This is a genomic window from Shewanella indica (genome assembly GCF_002836975.1).
In the GTDB taxonomy this organism is placed as follows: domain Bacteria; phylum Pseudomonadota; class Gammaproteobacteria; order Enterobacterales; family Shewanellaceae; genus Shewanella; species Shewanella indica.
The window spans coordinates 141,822-161,693 of sequence record NZ_NIJK01000054.1 but is presented as its reverse complement, the minus strand read 5'-3'; the positions used below and the strand labels follow the sequence as shown (position 1 = coordinate 161,693).

Sequence of the window (19,872 nt, the reverse complement as noted above, 5' to 3'; positions counted from 1 at the left end):
TATCCTTCTGAAATATAAGTTATAGAAACGGTGACCAAGCGGGTGATTTCACCTCACCCTGCCCCACTGGCAACCGCGCCTTGAAACGGCCATCGACAGATACCGCTGCCAGCACCTGCTTGCCGTTATAGGTGGTGCCATAAATCACCATGGTGCCGTTAGGGGCAACGCTGGGTGATTCATCGAGCCGGGTTGAGGTCAACACCTGCATAAAACGCGTCTGCAGATCCATACGGGCAATATTGTATTTGCCGTTGGTTCTGTTGACGAAAATCATACTGCGGCCATCAGGGGTCACAGTCCCCCCCAGGTTCCACTCGCCTTCAAATGTCAGGCGGGTCACCTTGCCTGAGGCCAACTCTACCTGATATAGCTGGGGCCTGCCACCCCGCTCGGAGGTGAACAGCAGCGACTTGCCATCGGGGAACCAAGTGGCTTCAGTATCAATGGCATAGTGGTTGGTGATCCGCTTGAGCGCGCCTGTGGCAATCTCTACTACATAGACCTCAGGTTGACCGTCGCGGGACAGAGTCAGCGCCAGCTTAGTCCCATCGGGCGAAAAGCTTGGCGAGCCGTTGATACCGGGAAAACTGGTAACCTTGGTGCGGCTCTGACTGTAGATATCCTGGACAAACACTTCGGCCTTTTTGTTTTCGAAACTGACATAGGCCAGCTTACGCCCGTCCGGAGACCAGGCCGGAGACATCAAAGGCTCAGGCGAGCGCAGCAGCATCTGTTCGTTGTAGCCATCGTAGTCGGCAATCATCAGGCGGTAAGGGTTTTTCTCCTGGTGATTGACCACCACATAGGCGATACGAGTCAGGAAGGCACCGCGGATCCCGGTCAGTTTCTCATAAACTATGTCACTGATCCTGTGAGCATACTGGCGAAATTGCGCTTCGCTGATAACGGTTTCGCGGCTATCCAGCAAGAGTTCGCTGCGGGACTGAGGGCCACCGGACTGCATCTGCGCCTTGACCAAGTCCACCAGGTCAAAGCTCACCAGATACTTACCGGCGCCATAGGGTTTCACATAGCCCATCACCACGGCTTCGGCAGAAACATTTTTCCAGGCGGCGGCATTGAACTCGTCCATCTTGCTGATGGCACGCTGACCCAGTGACAATTCATCCAATGGCTTGAAAGTACCGCTGCGGGTCAAATCGGACATCACTACATCCGAAATCGACTCTGGGGCCGGCCCGGCGCCCTGCCAAACAAATGGCACCACGGCAATGGGACGCGCGGCGTCCACCCCTTCGGTGATCACTATATCCAGTGCCGCCTTGGCCGGCAGCACCAGCACGGCCAGCAAACAGATAAGACTCTTGGCAATTCGTTTCATGGGGCTCCCTTAGTTGAATTCCGGTCTAACTTCTAAATTAATCTCTTTCATCAGCTGATACACATCGGGCTCCTGGGAAACCGGCAAACGCCCGGCTTTATTGATGGCGGCCTTGGCGGCGCGACACACCACAGGATCCCCTTCGATGATCTGGCTGTTGGTAACAAAGCCATCTTTGGCCAGACGCACCTTGACCTTACAGACTCTGCCGCGCATCGACTCGTCCACTACCAGATTGCGCTGAATAGTGGCGGTGATCATCGCTCGATAACGGTCGACTTCACTCATAACCTGACGATTGCGAGTCGCCGACAAAGCGGCTTGCTCGGCGGCCAGCGCATCGGCCAACTCCTGCTCCTGACGGCGACGGGCCTCTTCCTCGGCCTTGCGTTTACGCTCGGCTTCCTCTTTGGCCTTACGTTCAGCTTCTTTGCGTTTGCGCTCATCTTCCGCTTTTTTGGCGGCAGCTTCTTCAGCCTTGCGTTTCTGCTCTGCCTTAAGAGCGGCCTCTTCGGCTTCCTTACGCTGCTGCTCCTTGGCCTTACGCTCGGCCTCGGCTTTCTGGGCCTTTTCTTTCTCCTGCTGCTCTTTCAGCTTGGCAACTTTGGCAGCGTCGGCAGCTTTCTGGGTCTCCAGTTCTTTTTGCTTGCGCTCGGCTTCCAGTTTGCGGATCCGTTCCTGCTCCTGCTCGCGGGCCTTTTTGGCCTCATTGGCCTGGCGATCCAGTTCCTGCTGCCGTTCGCGCTCGCGGCGCTCGGCGTCGGCCTTGTCCTGTTTCAGCTTCTGGACATAGTCATCCACTTTCTGCTGATCGACCACCACGGCCTGCACAGGCGCAGACTGGGCCTGTGGTGTCGGCAATTTGGGTTTGTCCTGAAAGTCCACACCCATGGCCAGAATCGCAATAACCCCAATATGCAGCACAGCTGAGATGATAAAGGGGACAGTAAAATCAGATTTCCCAGCCACTTACTTCTCCTCTGGCGAATCTGTCATCAAACCGACCGAAGGCACGCCGGCATGTTGCAGCGACACCATCAGTTGGATTACCCGTTCGTAGGGAATGGCGCGATCGCCCTTGACCACCACGGGGCGATCCGGCTCCATCTTGATGATGGCGCTGACCCGGGTGCTGATCTCTTCCAGATCCAGCACCTCATTATTGGGTGAGCCACCCAAGTCGAGAAAATACTCACCCTCGGCATTGATAGAGGCCACCACAGGCGGCTTGCTGTCGGCGGGCAGCGGTTCGGCCTCCCCCTGAGGCAAGTCCACCTTCACCCCTTGAGTCACAATCGGCGCCGTCACCATAAAGATGATCAACAGCACCAACATCACGTCGATATAGGGCACCACATTGATTTCAGCGACGGGGCGACGCCGCTTGCGCTGATATCCCTGCATCATACGGCTTCCTTATCGCTGTATGCCTGACGGTGCAATATGCCGGAGAACTCTTCCATAAAGTTGGCGTAGGAAGACTCGACCTTTTCCACCTGAGTAGAGAATCTGTTGTAGGCGATAACCGCAGGAATGGCGGCGAACAGGCCCATGGCGGTAGCAATAAGCGCTTCGGCAATACCCGGTGCCACCATGGCCAGAGTGGCATTTTCAACCGCGCCCAAGGCGATAAAGGAGTTCATGATCCCCCAAACTGTCCCAAACAGGCCGATATAGGGACTGGTAGAGCCTATGGTTGCCAAGAGTGGCAGATGGGTTTCCAGCTTATCCAACTCTTTGGAGAGAGAGATCCGCATGGCGCGGTAGCTGCCATCCATAATGGCTTCTGGCACCCGGCCGTTCAGTTTCGACAGGCGGGCGTATTCCTTGAAGCCGGATACAAACATGGACTCAAGCCCTGAGTTGCTTTCCTGGCGGGCCGACAGCTCCTGGTACAAACGATTGAGATCCACACCGGACCAAAACTTCTCTTCGAAGCGTTCGGCATTTTGCCTGGCCGCTTTCAGGAGTTTGCGCCTCTGGATAATCACAGCCCAGGACGCGATAGACAGAGACAATAAGGTGAGCATCACCAGTTTTACCAACAAACTGGCCTGCATGAACAATCCAATAAACGAAATCTCAGCTTCCACCTTTTTTAAACTCCTGCAATATGTGTTGGGGAATGGCCAGTGGCCGCATGCGCTCGAGTGAAATACAGGCAACCAGAATGCTGGCCGCGCAATAACACTCACCCTCGGCATCTACCAGGCGCTGTTCAAACACCAAAGATGCCCGCTTCACTTCTGAGACACGGGTTTCCACCCAAAGGTTCTGCTCAAATCGCGCCGCCTTGCAGAAATCCAACTCGGCGCGGCGTACCACAAAGGCGATATCCTGCTGCAACAGAGCGGTTTGGCTCACCGACATAGATCTGAGCCACTCACTTCGGGCTCTTTCAAAAAATTTCAAATAGTTGGAATGGTAAACCACCCCACCCGCGTCTGTGTCTTCATAATAGACAGTGATAGGCCAACGAAACATGCTTCCACTTGCTTTTAATGCGCCAAAAGTGAGGCCTACTATACCTTATCCACAATCCGCTTGTGAATGGCGGAAAAAGCAAAGGGGCCCGCAGGCCCCAGTTTATTTTTTCAAGGCTTAACTTAAGCTTAACCGTCGATTTTACTCGGCAGGGTCAAGCCAAAGTTGTGCCACAGGAAGGTGAAGATATCCGCCGCTTCATCTATCTTCATCGCCGTGGGTTTACCTGCGCCGTGACCGGCATTGGACTCGATACGCATGATAACCGGCTGATCCCCCTGCTGCTTGGCCTGCATCATGGCGGCAAACTTGAAGCTGTGCAGCGGCACCACCCTGTCATCATGATCGGCTGTCATCACCATAGTCGCAGGATAAGCCTGAGACTTGACGTTGTGATATGGCGAGTAAGCCAGCAGCGCCGGGAACTGCTCGGCATTGTCGGCACTGCCATATTCACTGGTCCAGGCCCAGCCTATGGTGAACTTGTGGAATCTGAGCATATCCAGTACCCCTACGGCGGGCAGTACGGCAGCAAACAGATCCGGTCTTTGGGTTACGGCGGCCCCCATCAACAGGCCACCGTTACTGCGGCCATAGGCGCCAAGTTTGCTCTTATTGGTATAGCCCTGATCCAGCAGGTATTCGGCAGCGGCAAAATAGTCATCAAACACATTTTGCTTCTTGTCGAACATACCTGCCTGGTGCCAGCTCTCACCATATTCGGCGCCGCCACGCAGGCTGGGCACAGCATAGATGCCGCCCATATCCAACCAGGCGATATTGGCCGGGCTGAACCTTGGGGTCATGGAGATGGCAAAACCACCATAGGCGTACAGGAGTGTCGGGTTGGTGCCGTCTTTCTTCAGCCCTTTCTTGTAGGACAGCATCATGGGCACCTTGGTACCGTCCTTGCTGGTGTAGAACACCTGCTCGGATACGTAATCATCCGGATTAAAGGCGATTTTAGGGCTCTGGTACAGCTCGGACTCACCTGTCTTGAAGTCAAACTTATAGGTGGTCTGCGGCTGCACATAGCTGTTGAAGGTGTAATAGAAGTAGTCTTTACTGCGTTTGCCGTATGGGCCGGCAATCTTGCCTTTACCCGGCAGAGTCACGTCCTGGCGCTTGACGCCGCCCATGGAGTAGATGGACAGCTGCCCCAGCACGTCATGCAGTGAGCTCACCACCAGGTGATCATTGATGATACCAACACTGGCGATAGGGTCCTTTGTCTCAGGGATCACTGTCTTCCAGTCTTTTTTGGCCGGGTGGCGCAAATCTATCGCAATCACTTTGCCGTTGGGGGCATCGAGATCTGTCTTGAAGTAGAACACTGACTTGTCGTTACCGATAAAGCTGTACTCGGCTTCCAACTCGGAAATCAGCTCGACCACTTCCGCTTTTGGATCTTTGAGTGACTTATAGAAGAAGCGGTTGCGGCTGTCGGTTCCCTGGGAGATGGACAGCAACAGATAGTCACCGTCTTCAGAGACTCCAATACCAAAGCCCCAGTCCTTGTTTTGCGGTCTTTCATAAACCAGCTTGTCCTGGCTCTGATCTGTGCCCAGCTTATGGTAGTAAACCTTTTGGTTGAAGTTGACATCGGCCATCTTGTCTCCGCCGGCCGGGGCATCATAACGGGCATAGAATACGCCTTCATTGGCGTGATCCCACACGGCAGAGGAGAATTTGATCCACTCCAGTTTGTCGCTGAGCAGCTTGCCGCTGGCAATATCCATAAACTGCCACTGTTGCCAGTCGGAGCCGGACTCAGAGACACCATAGGCCAGCACCTTGCCATCGTCACTCACTGACACACCTGACAGGGCAACTGTGCCCTTGTCGGAGAAGGCGTTGGGATCCAGCAACACCTTCTCATTCCCCTGCTTGTCTTTAACATAGAGCACTGACTGGGCCTGCAGGCCGTCATTGCGGTAGTAGAAGGTGTTGTCACCCTTTTCAAAAGGGGCAGAGATTTTTTCGTAGTTCCACAGGGTGGTGATCCTGTCGACTACCGCCTGTTTGTTGGGGATAGCCGACAGATATTCCTGTCCAAAAGCTTGCTGAGCCTTAACCCAGGCTTCTGTTTCCGGGGTGCTTTCTTCCAGGTGGCGATAAGGATCGGCAACCTGAACACCGTGAATGTTTTCAACCAGCACTTCGGCGCGGGTCGCCGGATACTGGGATTTAACAGCAGCCAGCGAACTCTGGCCATTTGGGGTATCTGTGCTCTGGCAGGCGCCGAGCGCCAGGCTCAAGCCTACAGCCAACAGCATAGGGCGAGCCAATTTTGTAGTTATTGTCATGGAAACTTCCTGTCCGACTAAATAAAGAGGCGTACAGCGGCGTTTTAGCAAAAAATGCAAACGCAGCGACTTGCAAAGTACTATACAAGCAAAAAAAACCGACACAATCGTCAAATGACAATCTGTGCAAGGATTGAACAATGACAAATGTTAATAAAACGGCAACAAGGATTAATTATATAAATTGCAGATTTATGCAGCCACATTGAGTAAAGAAGCGAAACACGGGCTATAACTGCATTTACGTGATTTACATCACCTTTGTGACATTAGTTTTATTTATCTCATGACGTAGTTTTTCTCGCTTGTTGCTGACACATTCTGTCACTAAAATATGCCTCGTTTTCAGGAAGTATTTACCCCGGTAAATATGAAAACCAAGAACTTTAAAACTGTTGTGTAGCTTTCATGGCAGTTTTCCCTGGTTCTTATGCTTGACTTCCTTCCTTCAATTTGTTGATTGCAATGATTTTATTTTTTGCGGCCCGCTTGTTTCAAGCGGGCTTTTTTTTATGTTTTAATCTCTTTTTGAAGGTTTGATTTGCAAAACCTTATAAGCCCTACGCGCTTTGCTGAGCCACACCGCGGATACGGCACCTAGCTCTGAAATCAACTTTTCCAAAGACAACAAGGACCCGTATGTCACTGCTACGTTTACTGTTTGCTCACCTATTACTGCTGGTTGGCGCATTTTCGGCTTATGTCTGTATTTTTGGTGCCTTCCAGAGCCTGCCGGAGCAACAACCGGCAAAATACTTTATGGTTATCTTTGGTGCCTTGCTGGCGGCTGTTAGTCTCACCCTCGCCGGTTTTCTCAACCGCCGCCGTAACTGGCGCCGCTCAAGCGGTATCGCCTTGTTGGCGGCAGCAGGTTTGGCGCTTCTGATCATAGTTTCCGATGCATCATACCAAGACACGGCCCAGTTACCGCCGATGATCGCCTTGAACGATTATGCTGTCGGTGGGCCCGTGATTATGTTGGTGCTGATACTCGGTGGTCAGCTGCTATGGCGAGGCATAAAGCAGAATCAAAGGGCTGATATCCTTGACTCTAATTAATTCAGACTAGCTGAACAAGGAACAGACTAAGTCTCCTTCTAACCATCACCGCCTCTGTGTATGACAATGCAATGAAAAAGAAGAATAAGCCTATTCCCAGGTGATTCTTATCTGCCCCCGGAATTATCAGTTTAGCGCCTGTGACCTTGGCTCGTAAGCGTCGGTTCCCCACAGCGGCACAGTGGACAGGGCGTGCTTGTGACTGCCGTTGGTTTCCTTGGTGGAATAAGACAGATACAGGAGTGTCTGGTGTTCACTGTCATAGATACGCCTCACCTTGAGGCTTTTGAACAAGATGCTCAAGGACTCGGTAAACACTATCTCGCCCTTCTTACCCAGTTCGATACCGGCCAGTTGCGCCTTGGTTATCGGCCCGGTCTGGCGACAGCTGATACTCATATCAGATGGATCGGCAAAATCCAAATTGGCCTCTATGCGGCTGATATGGCAAGTAACACCGGGCAGTTTGGGATCTGTCTTGGCATCTATGATCACATCTTTGGTGGTGAATACGCCCAGGCTGACCTTACCGACATCATCGCCACATCCGGCGAGCAAGCTTGTCGCCACAGTAGCAACCAAGGCGGCCAAGAGTGGCGTTTTTTTCAGTGCCATGAAGAATCCTCTTTCAATTAAAGTGCAATTTAACGGTACAGGCGCTCAGCCCAACGGGTCAAGCCGGCCACCACAGAGCCGAAGTGGTCGCCACTGACCAAAGTCACATCCGGGAAACGCGCGCGGATCTGCTCGGTAATATACGGGCTCTTGGCGCTGCCACCTGTGAGATAAATGACATCCGGCTGACATCCCCCTTCCGCCAAAGCCTGGGTGATGAGCTTGTGCACAGTTTCAAGCGATTCATCGATGGCGGCCACAAAGGTGGCGGCATCAACATTCACCATCAAAGGCTGCGGTTTGGGCGCTTCGACAAAACCTATATCCATAGCGGCTTGCTTACTGTCACTCAGGGCGATTTTAAGCTGCTCGGCACTGCGCACCAAACGATAACCCAGCTGATCTTTTTGCACCTTCAATAAGCGCGCAAGTTTCGCCTGCTCTTTGGCATCCCGTTGCAGCTCCTCAATCAACTTGCGACTACTCAAGGCAGAGAATTCCCGCTGGGCACTGACATCGTTGACGGCGACCGCATTCCAGAAAGGCTGCCTTGGCATAGGCTTGCCTGTGATCAGCGCACTGCCGAGCCCCAAGTGCGGCATAAAACCGGCCATCGCCAGGGCGATATCCAGATCGTTACCCCCTACCCTTTGACCACTGTGGCCCAGGCAGTCGTCACTGCGATCTTTCTTGTCTTTAAGCTCAGGCCCCATGCGCACAAACGAGCAGTCGCTGGTGCCGCCGCCAATATCCACCACCAGCACCCGCTGCTCCCGGGTGAGTGTCGACTCAAACTCAAGGGCAGCTGCCATAGGCTCATACAGAAAGGCCACATCGGTGAACCCGGCGCGCCGGGCCCCTTGGGTCAAAATAGCCTCGGCTTGCTTGTTGCTTTGCTCGCCGCCAATGCCCTGAAAGTTAACCGGGCGCCCTATCACCACCTGGGAAATCGCCTGTTTCAGGCTCTGCTGCGCCCGGGTATGAATTTCCTGCATCATCAAGGTGACGATATCTTCAAACAACGCCATCTGATTGCTGAGCAGGCCCGAAGCGCCAAGGAATGACTTGGGTGAGCGAACATAGAAGCCCTCTTCCGGCATCTCCATATAGGTTTCAATCGCCTGATTGCCGATGAATACCGCTTGCTCATTGGCAAGTAAATCCAGCTCCAAGCGCGCGATTCTGGCGCGACTCAACTCGGCGGCGCGTTTGGGTTTGAAATCAGCCTGGGCCGCCAAAGGCAAGCGCTGCAGCACAGATTCGGAAATGAGTTCCCGCTCCATGGCATAAATGGTCGACGGCATATAGTTGCCATCCTCGGCCAGAGGCAAAAGCCGGGTCTGGCCCTCCTCCATCACGCCAATAGCGCAGTTGGCACTGCCATAGTCAAAACCTGCAAACATTCCGTCCTCCTGCTTTCGCTGGCTCGAAGTGGCCAGGGCGCCGCTTTTTGCTTTGAAGACAAAGCCTCAGCGCCCGCTCCCGGCCAGGAAACCGGCCGAGAAAAAAGAGCGCAACATAGCATAAGCAGGGCAGAAAACCCAATCGTCAATATCGCTCTCTTTGACCAAAGTGGGGGATTGTCATTCTTTCGACATAAATTCGCTCTACCCTTAGGGAACGCTTCTTGCGTTCTGGCAAAGGACAAAGGACTAAAACCATTTGCTGGAACCACGCCTTGCATCCAGGTCTGTAAGCCGACGCGGAGCACACATGGGAATTGTTCGCACCTTCCTTAGCGCCGGCGCAACCCCGAATTCAAACCTGAGCCGGGCCCCAAAAGCGTAAAACCCTGAAACTGCGCCCCGCCTTTATTCTCTGATTACAAGCGGATATCGGAGTGTTATTGTATATCTACCGGGCTTTATCTATGCCCGGCGTCTGCTCACGAGGAGTCTTTGCCGTGTCACCGTCCGTCGAAAAATTTTCTCTGGATAAGGAGCTTTCCTGGCTGTCTTTCAATGAAAGAGTCTTGCAGGAAGCGGCCGATCCTCTGGTTCCTCTGGTGGAACGGGTTCGCTTTCTGGGCATATTTTCCAACAACATGGATGAGTTCTTCCGGGTTAGGGTTGCTGCGGTGCGCCGCTCGATTCTGTTATCCAGCCTGCAGGAAGGTCGCAACTCCAGTCGCCATTTGATGGCCAAGATCCAGACCAAGGTCTTGATACTGCAAGAGCGTTTCGATGCGATTTACGGCGAGTTAATGCGGGAACTGGCAAGACACAGCATCTTTCTCATCAATGAGAAACAACTGAGCGACTTTCATAGCCAATGGCTGAAAAAGCACTTCAAGGATCAGCTCAAGCGCCACATCACTCCGCTTATCCTCAGTAACCGTTCCGAACTGTTCAAACAACTCAACGATGACACCACTTATCTGGCGGTATGCCTATACAGCCGGGAAAAACGTCAGTACGCCCTGGTGGAAGTGCCCACCAAGAATGTGCCACGTTTCATCCAACTGCCGGCAGAAACCTCAAAGCGCCGCAAGCATTTGATCTTGCTCGATAACATAATAAGGCACTGTGTCGATGAGCTATTCGCCCCTTTCTTCGAATATGAAGAGATCGAAGTCTTCTCCATGAAGCTGACCCGCGACGCCGACTTCGATCTCACCGATGAGCTGGAACAGAGCCAACTGGAAAAGCTCACCAAGGGCCTGAAAAAGCGCCTCACTGCCGAGCCGGTACGTCTGGTGTATGACAAAGAGATGCCGGAGCATATGCTGAGCATGCTTACGGCGCAGCTGAATATCTCCAATACCGAGTGCCTGATCCCCGGCGGCCGTTACCACAGCTTCAAGGACTTTATCGGCTTTCCCAATCCAGGGCGCAAATACCTGGAAAACGACAAGCTTCCGGCACTGGACTCGGCCGGATTCAGCGTCTGTGCCAACAAGTTTGACGCCATTCGCCGCGGCGATATCATGCTTTATTACCCCTATCACAAGTTTTCCCACTTTACCGAGCTGGTGCGCCAGGCGGCCTATGATCCTGCCGTCAAGTTCATCAAAATCAGCCTCTATCGGGTCGCAAGAAAGTCCCATATCATCCAGTCGCTGATAGATGCGGTGAAGAACGGCAAACAGGTCACCACTGTGATTGAGCTCAGGGCCCGTTTCGATGAGCAGGCCAATATCGAGTGGAGTCGGGTGCTGGCCGAGGCCGGTGTCAAGGTACACCATGGGATCCCAAGTTTGAAGGTTCATGCCAAGATGTGCCTTATCGGCCGCGAAGAAGCCGGCGCCATTCGACTCTATGGCCATATTGGCTCAGGCAACTTTAACGAGGGCACGGCCAGGGTGTATACCGACCTTTCGCTGTTTACCGCCAATCAGGAAATTACCGCCGAGATAGAACAGGTATTTGAGTTGATTGAGCACCCCTACAGACGAGATAATTTCCAGCACCTGATAGTCTCTCCCTATAATGCGCGCCAGAAGCTGACCGGCCTTATCGAGCAGGAGATCATCAATGCCCAAAGCGGCATCAAGGCCGCCATCACCCTCAAGCTCAATAATCTGGTGGATGAGGCGATGATCCAAAAGCTGTACGAGGCTTCCAGCGCCGGCGTCAAAATCCGTCTGCTTATTCGCGGCATGTGCGCGCTTATTCCCAATATTCCCGGGATCAGCAACAATATTGAGGTCTTCAGCATAGTGGACAGATTCCTCGAGCACTCGCGGGTAATGCTGTTTCACTCAGGCGGCGAAAACAAACTCTTTCTCTGCTCTGCCGACTGGATGGGACGTAATATCGATAACCGTATTGAAGTCAGCACTCCGGTTTATGATCCCGCTCTCAAACAGATGATCCTCGATACCCTGGCGCTGCAATTTGCCGACAACATCAAGGCGCGGGTGATCAACAAAGATCAATCCAACCCCTACCGTAAGCGGGGTAACAAGCGTAAGGTAAGATCCCAGATAGCCATACATCAGTATCTGGGCAACTACGAAAAACAGCGGCAACTGGATCTGACCAAACCCCAGGAACCGAAGTAATAGCAAAATGAGGACCACCTTGACTGCAACACCCAAGCATTTTGTCGCCGTGGATATGGGCTCCAACAGCTTTCATCTGGTGATAGCCCGCGAGCAGGATGGCAGCATTCAGATCCTGCACAAAGAGAAACGTCTGGTACAGTTGGCCGAGGGGCTGGATCGGGACAACAGACTGGATAATGACGCCATAGCGCGCGGTCTCGCCTGCCTCAAGGATTTCAACCTCAGGTTTTCTACTCTGGATCAGGCCAGAGTCAGACTGGTGGCCACCCACACTCTGAGAGTTGCCCGTAACCGTGAGGCCTTTATCGAGGCCGCCAGGGCCATAATGCCCTACCCGGTCGAAGTGGTATCCGGCCATGAAGAGGCGCGCCTTATCTACAAGGGCATAGCCCACAGCCAGGAGCTGGCACAGCGCAACCTCATCATAGATATCGGTGGAGGCTCCACCGAAGTGGTGCTTGGCCAAAAGACTCAGGCGCAGATACTCTCGAGCCTGCGCTGTGGTTGCGTCAGTTATAACCAGAAATACTTTGTCGACGGTAAGCTGACGTTGGAGAACTTTCGCGCCGCCCAGGCAGCGGCCGATAAACAGTTTGCCTCGCTGGCCAAGGAATATTTCAGCGGCCATTGGGACCTCACTCTCGGCAGCTCAGGCAGTGTCAAGGCCATCTGCGAAGCGATGCAGCACTTCTTCAACGATGAAACCATCACTCTGCCCAGGCTCAAGCAGTTAAAACAGCAGTTGCTCAGCTGGGGTCATGTGGATCAGATTGAACTGCCGCAGGTGGACAGCAAACGTGCACCTTTGCTACCGGCTGGGCTGGCTATCTTGATCAGTTTCTTCAAGAGGCTGCCGGTCACCGAGTTGCAGTTTGCGCAAGGGGCACTGCGCGAAGGCGTACTTTACGAACTTGCCGGGATCAGCCAATTCGGTGATGTCAGCGGCCGCACCGTCCAAAGCATGGCCAAACTCTATCATGTGGACTTGAACCATGCCGCCAAGGTGGCCACTTCGGCCAAACAGCTGTTTGATGCCGTGGCCGACGGTTGGCAACTCGAGTCCTGGCGCGCCCTGCTGGAACATGCGGTGAAACTGCATGAGATAGGGATCCATATCAACTCCCGCGCTCACCACAAACACGGTGCCTACATCATAGCCAATAGCGATCTGCCCGGTTTCAGCCAAGAGCAGCAACAGCTGTTGGCACTGCTGATTGGCAACCAGCGCAAGAAACCCAACCTGGAGGCGCTGGCACAACTGGAGCCCGCTCAGAAATTACGCCTCATCCGCCTAATGGCGCTGCTGCGGCTCGCCGTACTGCTGAATCTCGGCCGTATCGCCCGCAGCTTGAAAATCACCCGGGTAAAACCCACGGCAACAGGGATGCAGATAAGCCTGCCCGAACCGCGTCAACGTATCAGCCTGTTTGCCAAAGACTTGCAGCGGGAGCAAAAGCAGCTCGCCCAGTTGGGCTTTGAGCTGCAGATAAGTTATGCCGATGTGTGACTAGGCTCTTCTTATATCCGTAACTGTGGTCAATTAATGGCTGGGGTTAATCAATGACTGTGGCTGTGATGCCCACCTTCAAGCTGCTGCCCATCTGCCGAGTAGAAGCCTGAGCTGCCATGTTGAATAAAGCCCTGGGTGATCATCTTGGCAATAAAAGGGTCAGACTCACTGTCGCCCACATCGGCAAAGTCGAGATCCTGGAAACCTGAAGTAAGCCGCTTGAAACTCTCCTGGCTCACAGGCGTCAGTTTGCTGAGCCGATAAACAATATGCTGCTCACCTTGAGTGATGGTCATCTCGGCCGGCAGTTCCAGCTCACTTATCCAGCTCAGTTGCATAGACTGCGGCTCGTTAGCGGCACTTTTGTTCGCGTGACTATGGTTTTCGTCATGACCCTTGCTCTTAAAGGAATAGCTCTGACGGGTGAAGCAGCTATCTTGCAGGCTTTGGCCCTTTTCAAATCGACTCAAGGCTGCAGGCGATATCAGATGAAACTGCCTATCGAGATCGGTGCGAATGTTCAGCGCCAAGAGATCGCCGCGGCGATAGCTGATAGAGCGTTTCTCCTGGGGGAAATAACGCACATACTCGCCATTTTTATGCCAAGCCTCATAGCTGACAGGGCTGCGTTGATAGATGATGGTATCGTCAAAGCGCGTCAGGATCAGTTGCTGCTGCCTGGCCTGCTCACCACTGCCAACAGTGATCTGATAGCTGGCTTGAAAACGGCCGGGTTTGGCGGCACAAACATTAGCATCATTGCCAATTGAGCCGCCCGCTTTGACATGGGCGTGCTCCTGGCTGCCTGGCTGGTTGCTGGCAGACTGGGTATTGGCCATGGCAAACTGCCCCAGCGAAGCTGTGAGCCCCAAAGCGAGTGAAAACGTGAGTGGGCGACAAAGAACGCGAGGGGCTGTGCAATGAGCTGTGCGAGGAGCGATATGAAGCGCTACGCGGGAAAAAAAGGGAAACGCTGGCTTGAATGTTACACGGGACATAATAAACCTACTGATATGACTCTAAAACAAAAGACTAAAACCAAAGAAGCAGCCTGGCACCCTGCCTGAAACTAGAGGCAGGCAGGGGCATCAGGCTGCGAAACGCTAAACTTTATTGCGCCGCGGCGGCCTCGGCCTTATTGACCAAATCACCGGCAAAGTTCATCACATGGAAGATGTGGTTCTGCTCAACCGTACCCTGAACCAGGCTGGCACCCGGGCCGCGAGCGAAGATGGCCACATCTTCACCGGCATGGGTTTCACTTGCCAGCGGCACCAATGCTTCCTGATGGAACCCCACACTCTGGGTGTCTATGTAATTCAGATCCACCCGACCAGGCTCGGCGGCATAGTTGTATCGCTCATCGCCACCGGTCGCCAGCGAGCCAAAGCCCAGACCATTGGCATAACCAACAGTGGTATAAGGCATGCCGTTGGCATCGGTAGAGTTGGTGACCGACGGCTGACCGTTGGCGTCGTTACTCTTCACCAGACCCAGGATAGGATTACCTCGGGTCGGATAGCCGGCGATGGTGAACACATGGCTGTGGTCAGCAGTAACCATCAGCAAGGTGTCATTGGCCGAAGTCTTCTCCATGGCGACACGTACCGCCTCAGACAAGGCTATGGTGTCGTACAGGGCGCGGGCCGCATTACCGGCATGGTGAGCATGGTCGATACGACCGGCTTCAACGATCAGGACAAAGCCTTTGTCGTTCTTTTTCAGAATATCGATACTCTTGGCCGTCATCTCTGCCAGAGAAGGCTCGCCGGTAACGCCTGCCTCGACTCTGTCGTAGTCATATTCCATGTGAGAGGAGTTAAACAGCCCCAGCGCATGCTCTGTGGTGCCGGTATCCATCGCCAGGAAACTGTCGCGGTCGGTAACGTAACTGGCATTGGAGTACTGAGACAACCACTCGGCGGTCAGATCGCGACCATCGTTACGCTTACCCGCTTTGCCTTCTGGATCGATAGTGGTGTTGGGAATAAAGGCGCGGCGACCACCGCCCATAACCACATTGATCCCTTTGCCGTTATTGAAGTCCAGCATCTGGGCGGCAATGTCTTTACAGCCGTTGCTGACGGCTTCGGCCGGCAAGTTGCTGTCCGCTTCCCAGTCGCGATCCGGCACATGGGCATAAGTGGCAGCCGGGGTAGCATGAGTGATACGTGCGGTCGAAACCACACCTGTAGCCATACCCGCCATGGCGGCCAGTTCCAGCGAAGTCACCAGGTTTTGACCCCTGGTGGAAGAACAAACGCCGCGCTCAACACCTTCAGCCTGTGAGATCACGCCAACGTCCGTCTTCACCCCGGTGACCATGGCCGTCATGGTGCCGGCCGAATCCGGGGTTTGACCATCGACATTATAAGTCTTGGCCAGGCCAAGATAAGGCAGAGTCTCAAAGGAAAGTGAGTTTTCCTCTCCGGTTTGCCCCTTGAGCTGACCATCGAGGATCCGCGCCGCAGTCACAGTTGAAACGCCCATGCCATCACCGACAAACAAGATGATGTTTTTCGCCGCACCCGCCTGGGTGTTATTGCTCATATTGGACGCCTTGGTGACGCGGTTTTGACCATCGACATACCATTGATTAACGGCGGTCCAGTCTTTTCCGTCACTGCCGTTGCTTCCATCTGTGCCCGGAGTGCCTGCGTTGCCGTCCTTGCCGTTGTCACCGTCACTTCCACAGGCCGCCAAGCCGAGAATCGCGGCCAAAGACAGTACCAGTAATTTCTTATTCATTTCCTTGCTCCCAATTAATACTTAGTACCGCCAAGCTCTTGGGCTTGATTGATAATGTGGAAAATCACGTTCTGCTCCATTACACCCTGCACCAGATTGGCGCCGGGGCCTGTGGCGTGCAGACTGATGTCTTCACCGGCGTGGGTTTCACTTCCCATAGGAATAAGAGCTTGTTGGATAAAGTCTTTGTCTTGAGTGTCCACAGAGGTTAGGTCGTCACGGTTCCCCACAACGGCGCCCGGGCCATTGGTGTAACCCAAGGTAGTGTATGGCTTACCGTCAAGGGCAGTAGAAAGGTTTCCGTCTACGCCGTGTACCAGACCAAGAATGGGGTTACCCCGCTTCGGATAACCTGCGATGGTGAACACGTGGCTGTGGTCGGCGGTGACCAGAATGAGCGTCTCTTCCGGGTTGGTGTTTTCTACCGCCGCCTTAACGGCGTTGGAGAGTTCCACCGCATCGGCCAGGGCGCGCTTGGCGTTACCGGCGTGGTGACCATGGTCGATACGACCCGACTCGACAATCAGCAGATAGCCCTTGTCGTTCTTCTGCAAAATCTCGATGGATTTCGCTGTCATCTGGGTCAATGAAGGTTCACCGCCCACATCATCGGCGCGGTCCGCTTCATATTCCATGTGGGAGGAGTTGAACAAGCCCAGCAGGTGATCTGTGGTGCCGGCATCTATGGCGTCAAACTCCGTGCTGTTCCACACATAGGCGGCGTTGTCCAGGTTGTCGACCCAAGCCTTGGTCAAGTCCAGGCCATCCTTACGTTGCCCTTTCTTGTTCTCGCCATCAGTCACGGTTTCAGGAATAAAGGCGCGGCGACCGCCGCCCAGGGCGACTGACAGGGCATTGTCTTTATCGCGCATCACCATCTGGTAGGCAATATCTTTACACTCGTTGGCTACCGCTTCGGCAGGCAGCTTGGCGTCAGATTCCCAGTCGCGCTCCGGGCTATGGGCATAGGTTGCTGCCGGGGTGGCGTGGGTGATACGTGCAGTGCTCACCACACCGGTAGATAAGCCTTTGGCATTGGCCAGATCCACCAGAGTCACCAGCTCATTACCTTTGGATGACAGGCAGTTGCCACGAAGGCTCTGTTCGGATACCGAAATCACCCCCGCTTTGGACTTTACCCCAGTCGCAATGGCCGTCATGGTGCCGGCACTGTCCGGTGTTTGCTGGTTGGTGTTATAGGTCTTGATCAATGCGGTATGATCAAACTTCTCAAAACTCAGGAAGTTCTCTTCACCGCCCTGGTTACCGGCTATCTGCTGTCCTTGGAAGATACGCGCGGCAGTCAAAGTGGAGATCCCCATGCCGTCACCGACAAACAAAATGACGTTTTTGGCTTTTGCTTTTGATTCTAATGTAGCCTTGTCTGACACGCGCTGAGCGCTTTCCTTATACCAATGGCTGTCAGTTTGAACACTGGGTAACACGGCGCTGTTGGCCGCCATGCTTACCAGGCTGCAAGAGATCAACGCAGCTAATCTATTTTTCATCACTTTCATCATCCGTATTGGGTTGAAGTAAATTGGTCGCAAGTAAAGGTAGAGCGGCCTGATTGTCTAAGATCCAGATGACAGATTTGGTTAATCAAGATTGCAGTTATGTGAAGGGCTTTGTCTGGACGGCACAAATTAAAGAAAAAGCTGTTTTTTTTGGCCAAGAAACCTGAATGGGTATTGAGTGGGGAAAGGCTGCTGTTTGTTCCGGTATCGAAAAACCATAATGACTGGAGGCACCTAAATCATCTGCATATCAAAAAGGAGCCAATGGGCTCCTTCGATGATTAGATTTCTTAGCGCTATCAGGACGTTTGCTTGGCCTGCTCTTTCTGACGCTGTTTTTGCTCGCGGCGCTTATGGATCACTTCTTTGACATCGGCGCCTATGTGGGCCTCACCGCGATGCTTGGCCAGTTGCATCTGTCGCTCACGCTCGATAAAGCGCCGGCGCTGCTTTTCATCCAGCTTATCTATGCAATGGGGACAGCTGACCCCCTGCTCGTAGGCCGGGCTCTGCTTATCGGCCTCGGTTATCGGCATCCGGCAGGCATTACACTGATCGTACTGACCTTTTTGCAGCTGGTGATCCACTGAAACCCGGTTATCGAAAACAAAGCACTCTCCCTGCCACAGACTCTGCTCTTCGGGCACATCTTCCAGATATTTGAGGATCCCGCCTTCGAGGTGATATACCTCATCAAAGCCTTGTTGCTTAAGGTAGGCAGTGGACTTTTCACAGCGGATCCCGCCGGTGCAAAACATGGCTACTTTCTTGTGCTTGGCCGGATCCAACTGCTGCTTCACATATTCCGGGAACTCGCGGAAAGTCTCGGTCTCGGGATTGACGGCATTCTTGAAGGTACCAATTTGCACTTCATAGTCGTTGCGGGTATCAACCAGCAACACATCGGGATCGGAGATCAGCGCATTCCAGTCTTGAGGTTTGACATAGGTGCCGACCACTTCTCTGGGATCTATGCCTTCCACCCCCATGGTGACTATCTCTTTCTTGAGTTTGACCTTGGTGCGATAGAACGGCATCTCTTCATCAAATGAGCGCTTGGAGACGATATTATCCAGACCATTTTGAGCGTCCAACCAGGCCATCAGGGTATTGATACCGTTTTCCGAGCCGGCCACAGTGCCATTAATGCCTTCGGCAGCCAGCAGCAAGGTGCCGCGAATACCATTGTCTTCCATGGTTTCCAGCAACGGCTGACGCAAAGCCTCATAATCCGGCAGGGAAACAAACTTATATAAAGCACATACAACTATTTTGGACATCATTACCTCAACTTCTGCTGGCTGGAACCTAATTTCCAGTGCATAACGGCGTCACCTTCTGAAACTTTTCTTAAGTGATTTGCCTCCCAAAATGGGGGCGCCATTCTATCCCAATCACAGTAGCGCAAATAGACAGCAAAAGTAGGGTTATTCAGCGATTCCTGCAGCAGGCCGCCATATAGTAGCGGTTTAATCCTTTACATGCGGTTATGAACAGCAACCTTGCCTGCCACCCGAGTGATTCCTACAATGGCTGTTTTCATTGAATTCCAAGGGACTCTTGTGACTCAAGTAAGCAGTCAAACTATTCTGTACAGCTTTCGCCGCTGCCCCTATGCCATGCGCGCCAGACTGGGCTTAATTGCCGCCGACTACTCTGTTGTAGTGCGGGAAATTCTGCTGAAAAATAAGCCGCAGCAGATGCTGGAACTATCGCCCAAAGGCACTGTGCCTGTGATGCAACTCGCTGATGGAAGGGTACTGGACGAGAGCCTGGATATCCTTTTCTGGGCACTGGCACAAGCCGACCCCCACTCATTGCTGCCGCAAAATCCTGAGGAAGAAAACCTTATCTCAACCCTGATAGCGACCAATGACAGGGCATTCAAGCCCTTGCTGGACAGATACAAATACTTTGACCGTTACCCTGAGTTCAGCCAGCAAAGCTATTTCGAGCAAGCGCTCCTGTACTTGCTGCCACTGGAGCAAAGGCTGGCTGAGGCTCAAGAACATCTCGGGCAGCAAAAGCTACAGGGGCAAAAAGAGCAACAACAGCAGGTCATGTTGCTCGGGCGTATGAGCGCAGCGGATCTCGCCATCTTCCCTTTTGTGCGCCAATTTGCCCATGTGGATAGAGCCAGGTTCAATGCAGCCCCCCTGCCCTGTCTTAATCAATGGCTGCAGGCCTGGCTCGAGCACCCCTGGTTTATCCGCGCCATGAAACCCAAACCATTGTGGCTGGAAAGCGGCGAGCAACAGCCTCTTTAGCGCCTGCCGAGTAAT

At 53.4% G+C, this 19,872-nt stretch carries 16 protein-coding genes; 4 read left to right on the top strand and 12 right to left on the bottom strand.

Annotation, left to right across the window (positions count from 1 at the left end; genetic code table 11):
* Positions 1-19: 19 nt before the first annotated feature.
* From tolB to CX650_RS19620, 6 genes are all read right to left on the bottom strand, one after another.
* Positions 20-1,345 carry a Tol-Pal system beta propeller repeat protein TolB gene (tolB, locus tag CX650_RS19645; protein WP_039033353.1) on the bottom strand — a complete coding sequence of 442 codons (1,326 nt, stop codon included), beginning with the start codon at positions 1,343-1,345 and terminating at the stop codon, positions 20-22.
* 9 nt (positions 1,346-1,354) lie between these two features.
* Complete coding sequence (gene tolA, locus CX650_RS19640; RefSeq protein ID WP_101096793.1) at positions 1,355-2,314, bottom strand: cell envelope integrity protein TolA; 960 nt, start codon at positions 2,312-2,314, stop codon at positions 1,355-1,357.
* Positions 2,315-2,752: a protein TolR gene (gene tolR, locus CX650_RS19635; protein ID WP_071475836.1), complete on the bottom strand. Its 438-nt coding sequence runs from the start codon at positions 2,750-2,752 to the stop codon at positions 2,315-2,317.
* Positions 2,749-3,438, bottom strand: coding sequence for a protein TolQ (gene tolQ / locus CX650_RS19630; protein ID WP_025011953.1), 690 nt, complete (start codon positions 3,436-3,438; stop codon positions 2,749-2,751). The genes tolR and tolQ overlap by 4 nt, the downstream gene beginning before the upstream one ends.
* Positions 3,428-3,829 (bottom strand): tol-pal system-associated acyl-CoA thioesterase, encoded by a 402-nt coding sequence (ybgC, locus tag CX650_RS19625; protein WP_071475837.1) that lies wholly within the window; start codon positions 3,827-3,829, stop codon positions 3,428-3,430. Before ybgC ends, tolQ begins: the two co-directional genes overlap by 11 nt.
* A gap of 128 nt (positions 3,830-3,957) precedes the next feature.
* Positions 3,958-6,135 carry a prolyl oligopeptidase family serine peptidase gene (locus CX650_RS19620; protein WP_039033357.1) on the bottom strand — a complete coding sequence of 726 codons (2,178 nt, stop codon included), beginning with the start codon at positions 6,133-6,135 and terminating at the stop codon, positions 3,958-3,960.
* A gap of 639 nt (positions 6,136-6,774) precedes the next feature.
* Here CX650_RS19620 and CX650_RS19615 point away from each other — a divergent pair.
* The gene (locus tag CX650_RS19615; RefSeq protein WP_071475839.1) at positions 6,775-7,194 is read left to right on the top strand and encodes a hypothetical protein; all 420 of its coding nucleotides are present in this window, start codon (positions 6,775-6,777) and stop codon (positions 7,192-7,194) included.
* A 126-nt stretch (positions 7,195-7,320) separates the two neighbouring features.
* On the opposite strand, the gene CX650_RS19610 is transcribed toward CX650_RS19615, so the two are convergent.
* Positions 7,321-7,809, bottom strand: coding sequence for a CreA family protein (locus CX650_RS19610; RefSeq protein ID WP_039033359.1), 489 nt, complete (start codon positions 7,807-7,809; stop codon positions 7,321-7,323).
* 29 nt (positions 7,810-7,838) lie between these two features.
* Entirely contained in the window at positions 7,839-9,212 is a 1,374-nt protein-coding gene (yegD, locus tag CX650_RS19605; RefSeq protein WP_039033360.1) for a molecular chaperone, read from the bottom strand.
* A 467-nt stretch (positions 9,213-9,679) separates the two neighbouring features.
* On the opposite strand from yegD, the gene ppk1 reads away from it, so the two are divergent.
* Complete coding sequence (ppk1, locus tag CX650_RS19600; RefSeq protein ID WP_373297513.1) at positions 9,680-11,812, top strand: polyphosphate kinase 1; 2,133 nt, start codon at positions 9,680-9,682, stop codon at positions 11,810-11,812.
* A 19-nt stretch (positions 11,813-11,831) separates the two neighbouring features.
* A complete protein-coding gene (gene ppx / locus CX650_RS19595; RefSeq protein WP_268248575.1) occupies positions 11,832-13,322 on the top strand; it encodes an exopolyphosphatase in 1,491 nt (496 codons plus the stop codon).
* Between the two features lie 50 nt (positions 13,323-13,372).
* Here the strand turns inward: ppx and CX650_RS19590 are convergent, their stop codons facing one another.
* The 4 genes from CX650_RS19590 to trhO form a co-directional block, all read right to left on the bottom strand.
* Positions 13,373-14,164, bottom strand: a complete 792-nt coding sequence (locus CX650_RS19590) for a hypothetical protein (protein WP_189484301.1) — start codon at positions 14,162-14,164, stop codon at positions 13,373-13,375.
* A gap of 271 nt (positions 14,165-14,435) precedes the next feature.
* Positions 14,436-16,073: an alkaline phosphatase gene (locus CX650_RS19585; RefSeq protein ID WP_101096790.1), complete on the bottom strand. Its 1,638-nt coding sequence runs from the start codon at positions 16,071-16,073 to the stop codon at positions 14,436-14,438.
* Positions 16,074-16,087: 14 nt separating this feature from the next.
* Positions 16,088-17,590 (bottom strand): alkaline phosphatase family protein, encoded by a 1,503-nt coding sequence (locus CX650_RS19580; RefSeq protein ID WP_071475843.1) that lies wholly within the window; start codon positions 17,588-17,590, stop codon positions 16,088-16,090.
* A gap of 299 nt (positions 17,591-17,889) precedes the next feature.
* Positions 17,890-18,870: an oxygen-dependent tRNA uridine(34) hydroxylase TrhO gene (gene trhO / locus CX650_RS19575; protein ID WP_039033453.1), complete on the bottom strand. Its 981-nt coding sequence runs from the start codon at positions 18,868-18,870 to the stop codon at positions 17,890-17,892.
* A gap of 282 nt (positions 18,871-19,152) precedes the next feature.
* On the opposite strand from trhO, the gene CX650_RS19570 reads away from it, so the two are divergent.
* Positions 19,153-19,857: a glutathione S-transferase gene (locus CX650_RS19570; protein WP_226683985.1), complete on the top strand. Its 705-nt coding sequence runs from the start codon at positions 19,153-19,155 to the stop codon at positions 19,855-19,857.
* The last annotated feature ends 15 nt before the right edge of the window (positions 19,858-19,872 follow it).

Bases quoted from the DNA above. Each gene is read 5' to 3' on its own strand.
- CX650_RS19610 (WP_039033359.1), bottom strand. From the start codon at position 7,809: ATGGCACTGAAAAAAACGCCACTCTTGGCCGCCTTGGTTGCTACTGTG.
- ppk1 (WP_373297513.1), top strand. From the start codon at position 9,680: ATGCCCGGCGTCTGCTCACGAGGAGTCTTTGCCGTGTCACCGTCCGTC.
- trhO (WP_039033453.1), bottom strand. From the start codon at position 18,870: ATGTCCAAAATAGTTGTATGTGCTTTATATAAGTTTGTTTCCCTGCCG.
- yegD (WP_039033360.1), bottom strand. From the start codon at position 9,212: ATGTTTGCAGGTTTTGACTATGGCAGTGCCAACTGCGCTATTGGCGTG.
- CX650_RS19620 (WP_039033357.1), bottom strand. From the start codon at position 6,135: ATGACAATAACTACAAAATTGGCTCGCCCTATGCTGTTGGCTGTAGGC.
- tolR (WP_071475836.1), bottom strand. From the start codon at position 2,752: ATGATGCAGGGATATCAGCGCAAGCGGCGTCGCCCCGTCGCTGAAATC.
- CX650_RS19580 (WP_071475843.1), bottom strand. From the start codon at position 17,590: ATGAAAGTGATGAAAAATAGATTAGCTGCGTTGATCTCTTGCAGCCTG.
- CX650_RS19585 (WP_101096790.1), bottom strand. From the start codon at position 16,073: ATGAATAAGAAATTACTGGTACTGTCTTTGGCCGCGATTCTCGGCTTG.
- CX650_RS19615 (WP_071475839.1), top strand. From the start codon at position 6,775: ATGTCACTGCTACGTTTACTGTTTGCTCACCTATTACTGCTGGTTGGC.
- ybgC (WP_071475837.1), bottom strand. From the start codon at position 3,829: ATGTTTCGTTGGCCTATCACTGTCTATTATGAAGACACAGACGCGGGT.
- tolB (WP_039033353.1), bottom strand. From the start codon at position 1,345: ATGAAACGAATTGCCAAGAGTCTTATCTGTTTGCTGGCCGTGCTGGTG.
- CX650_RS19590 (WP_189484301.1), bottom strand. From the start codon at position 14,164: ATGGCCAATACCCAGTCTGCCAGCAACCAGCCAGGCAGCCAGGAGCAC.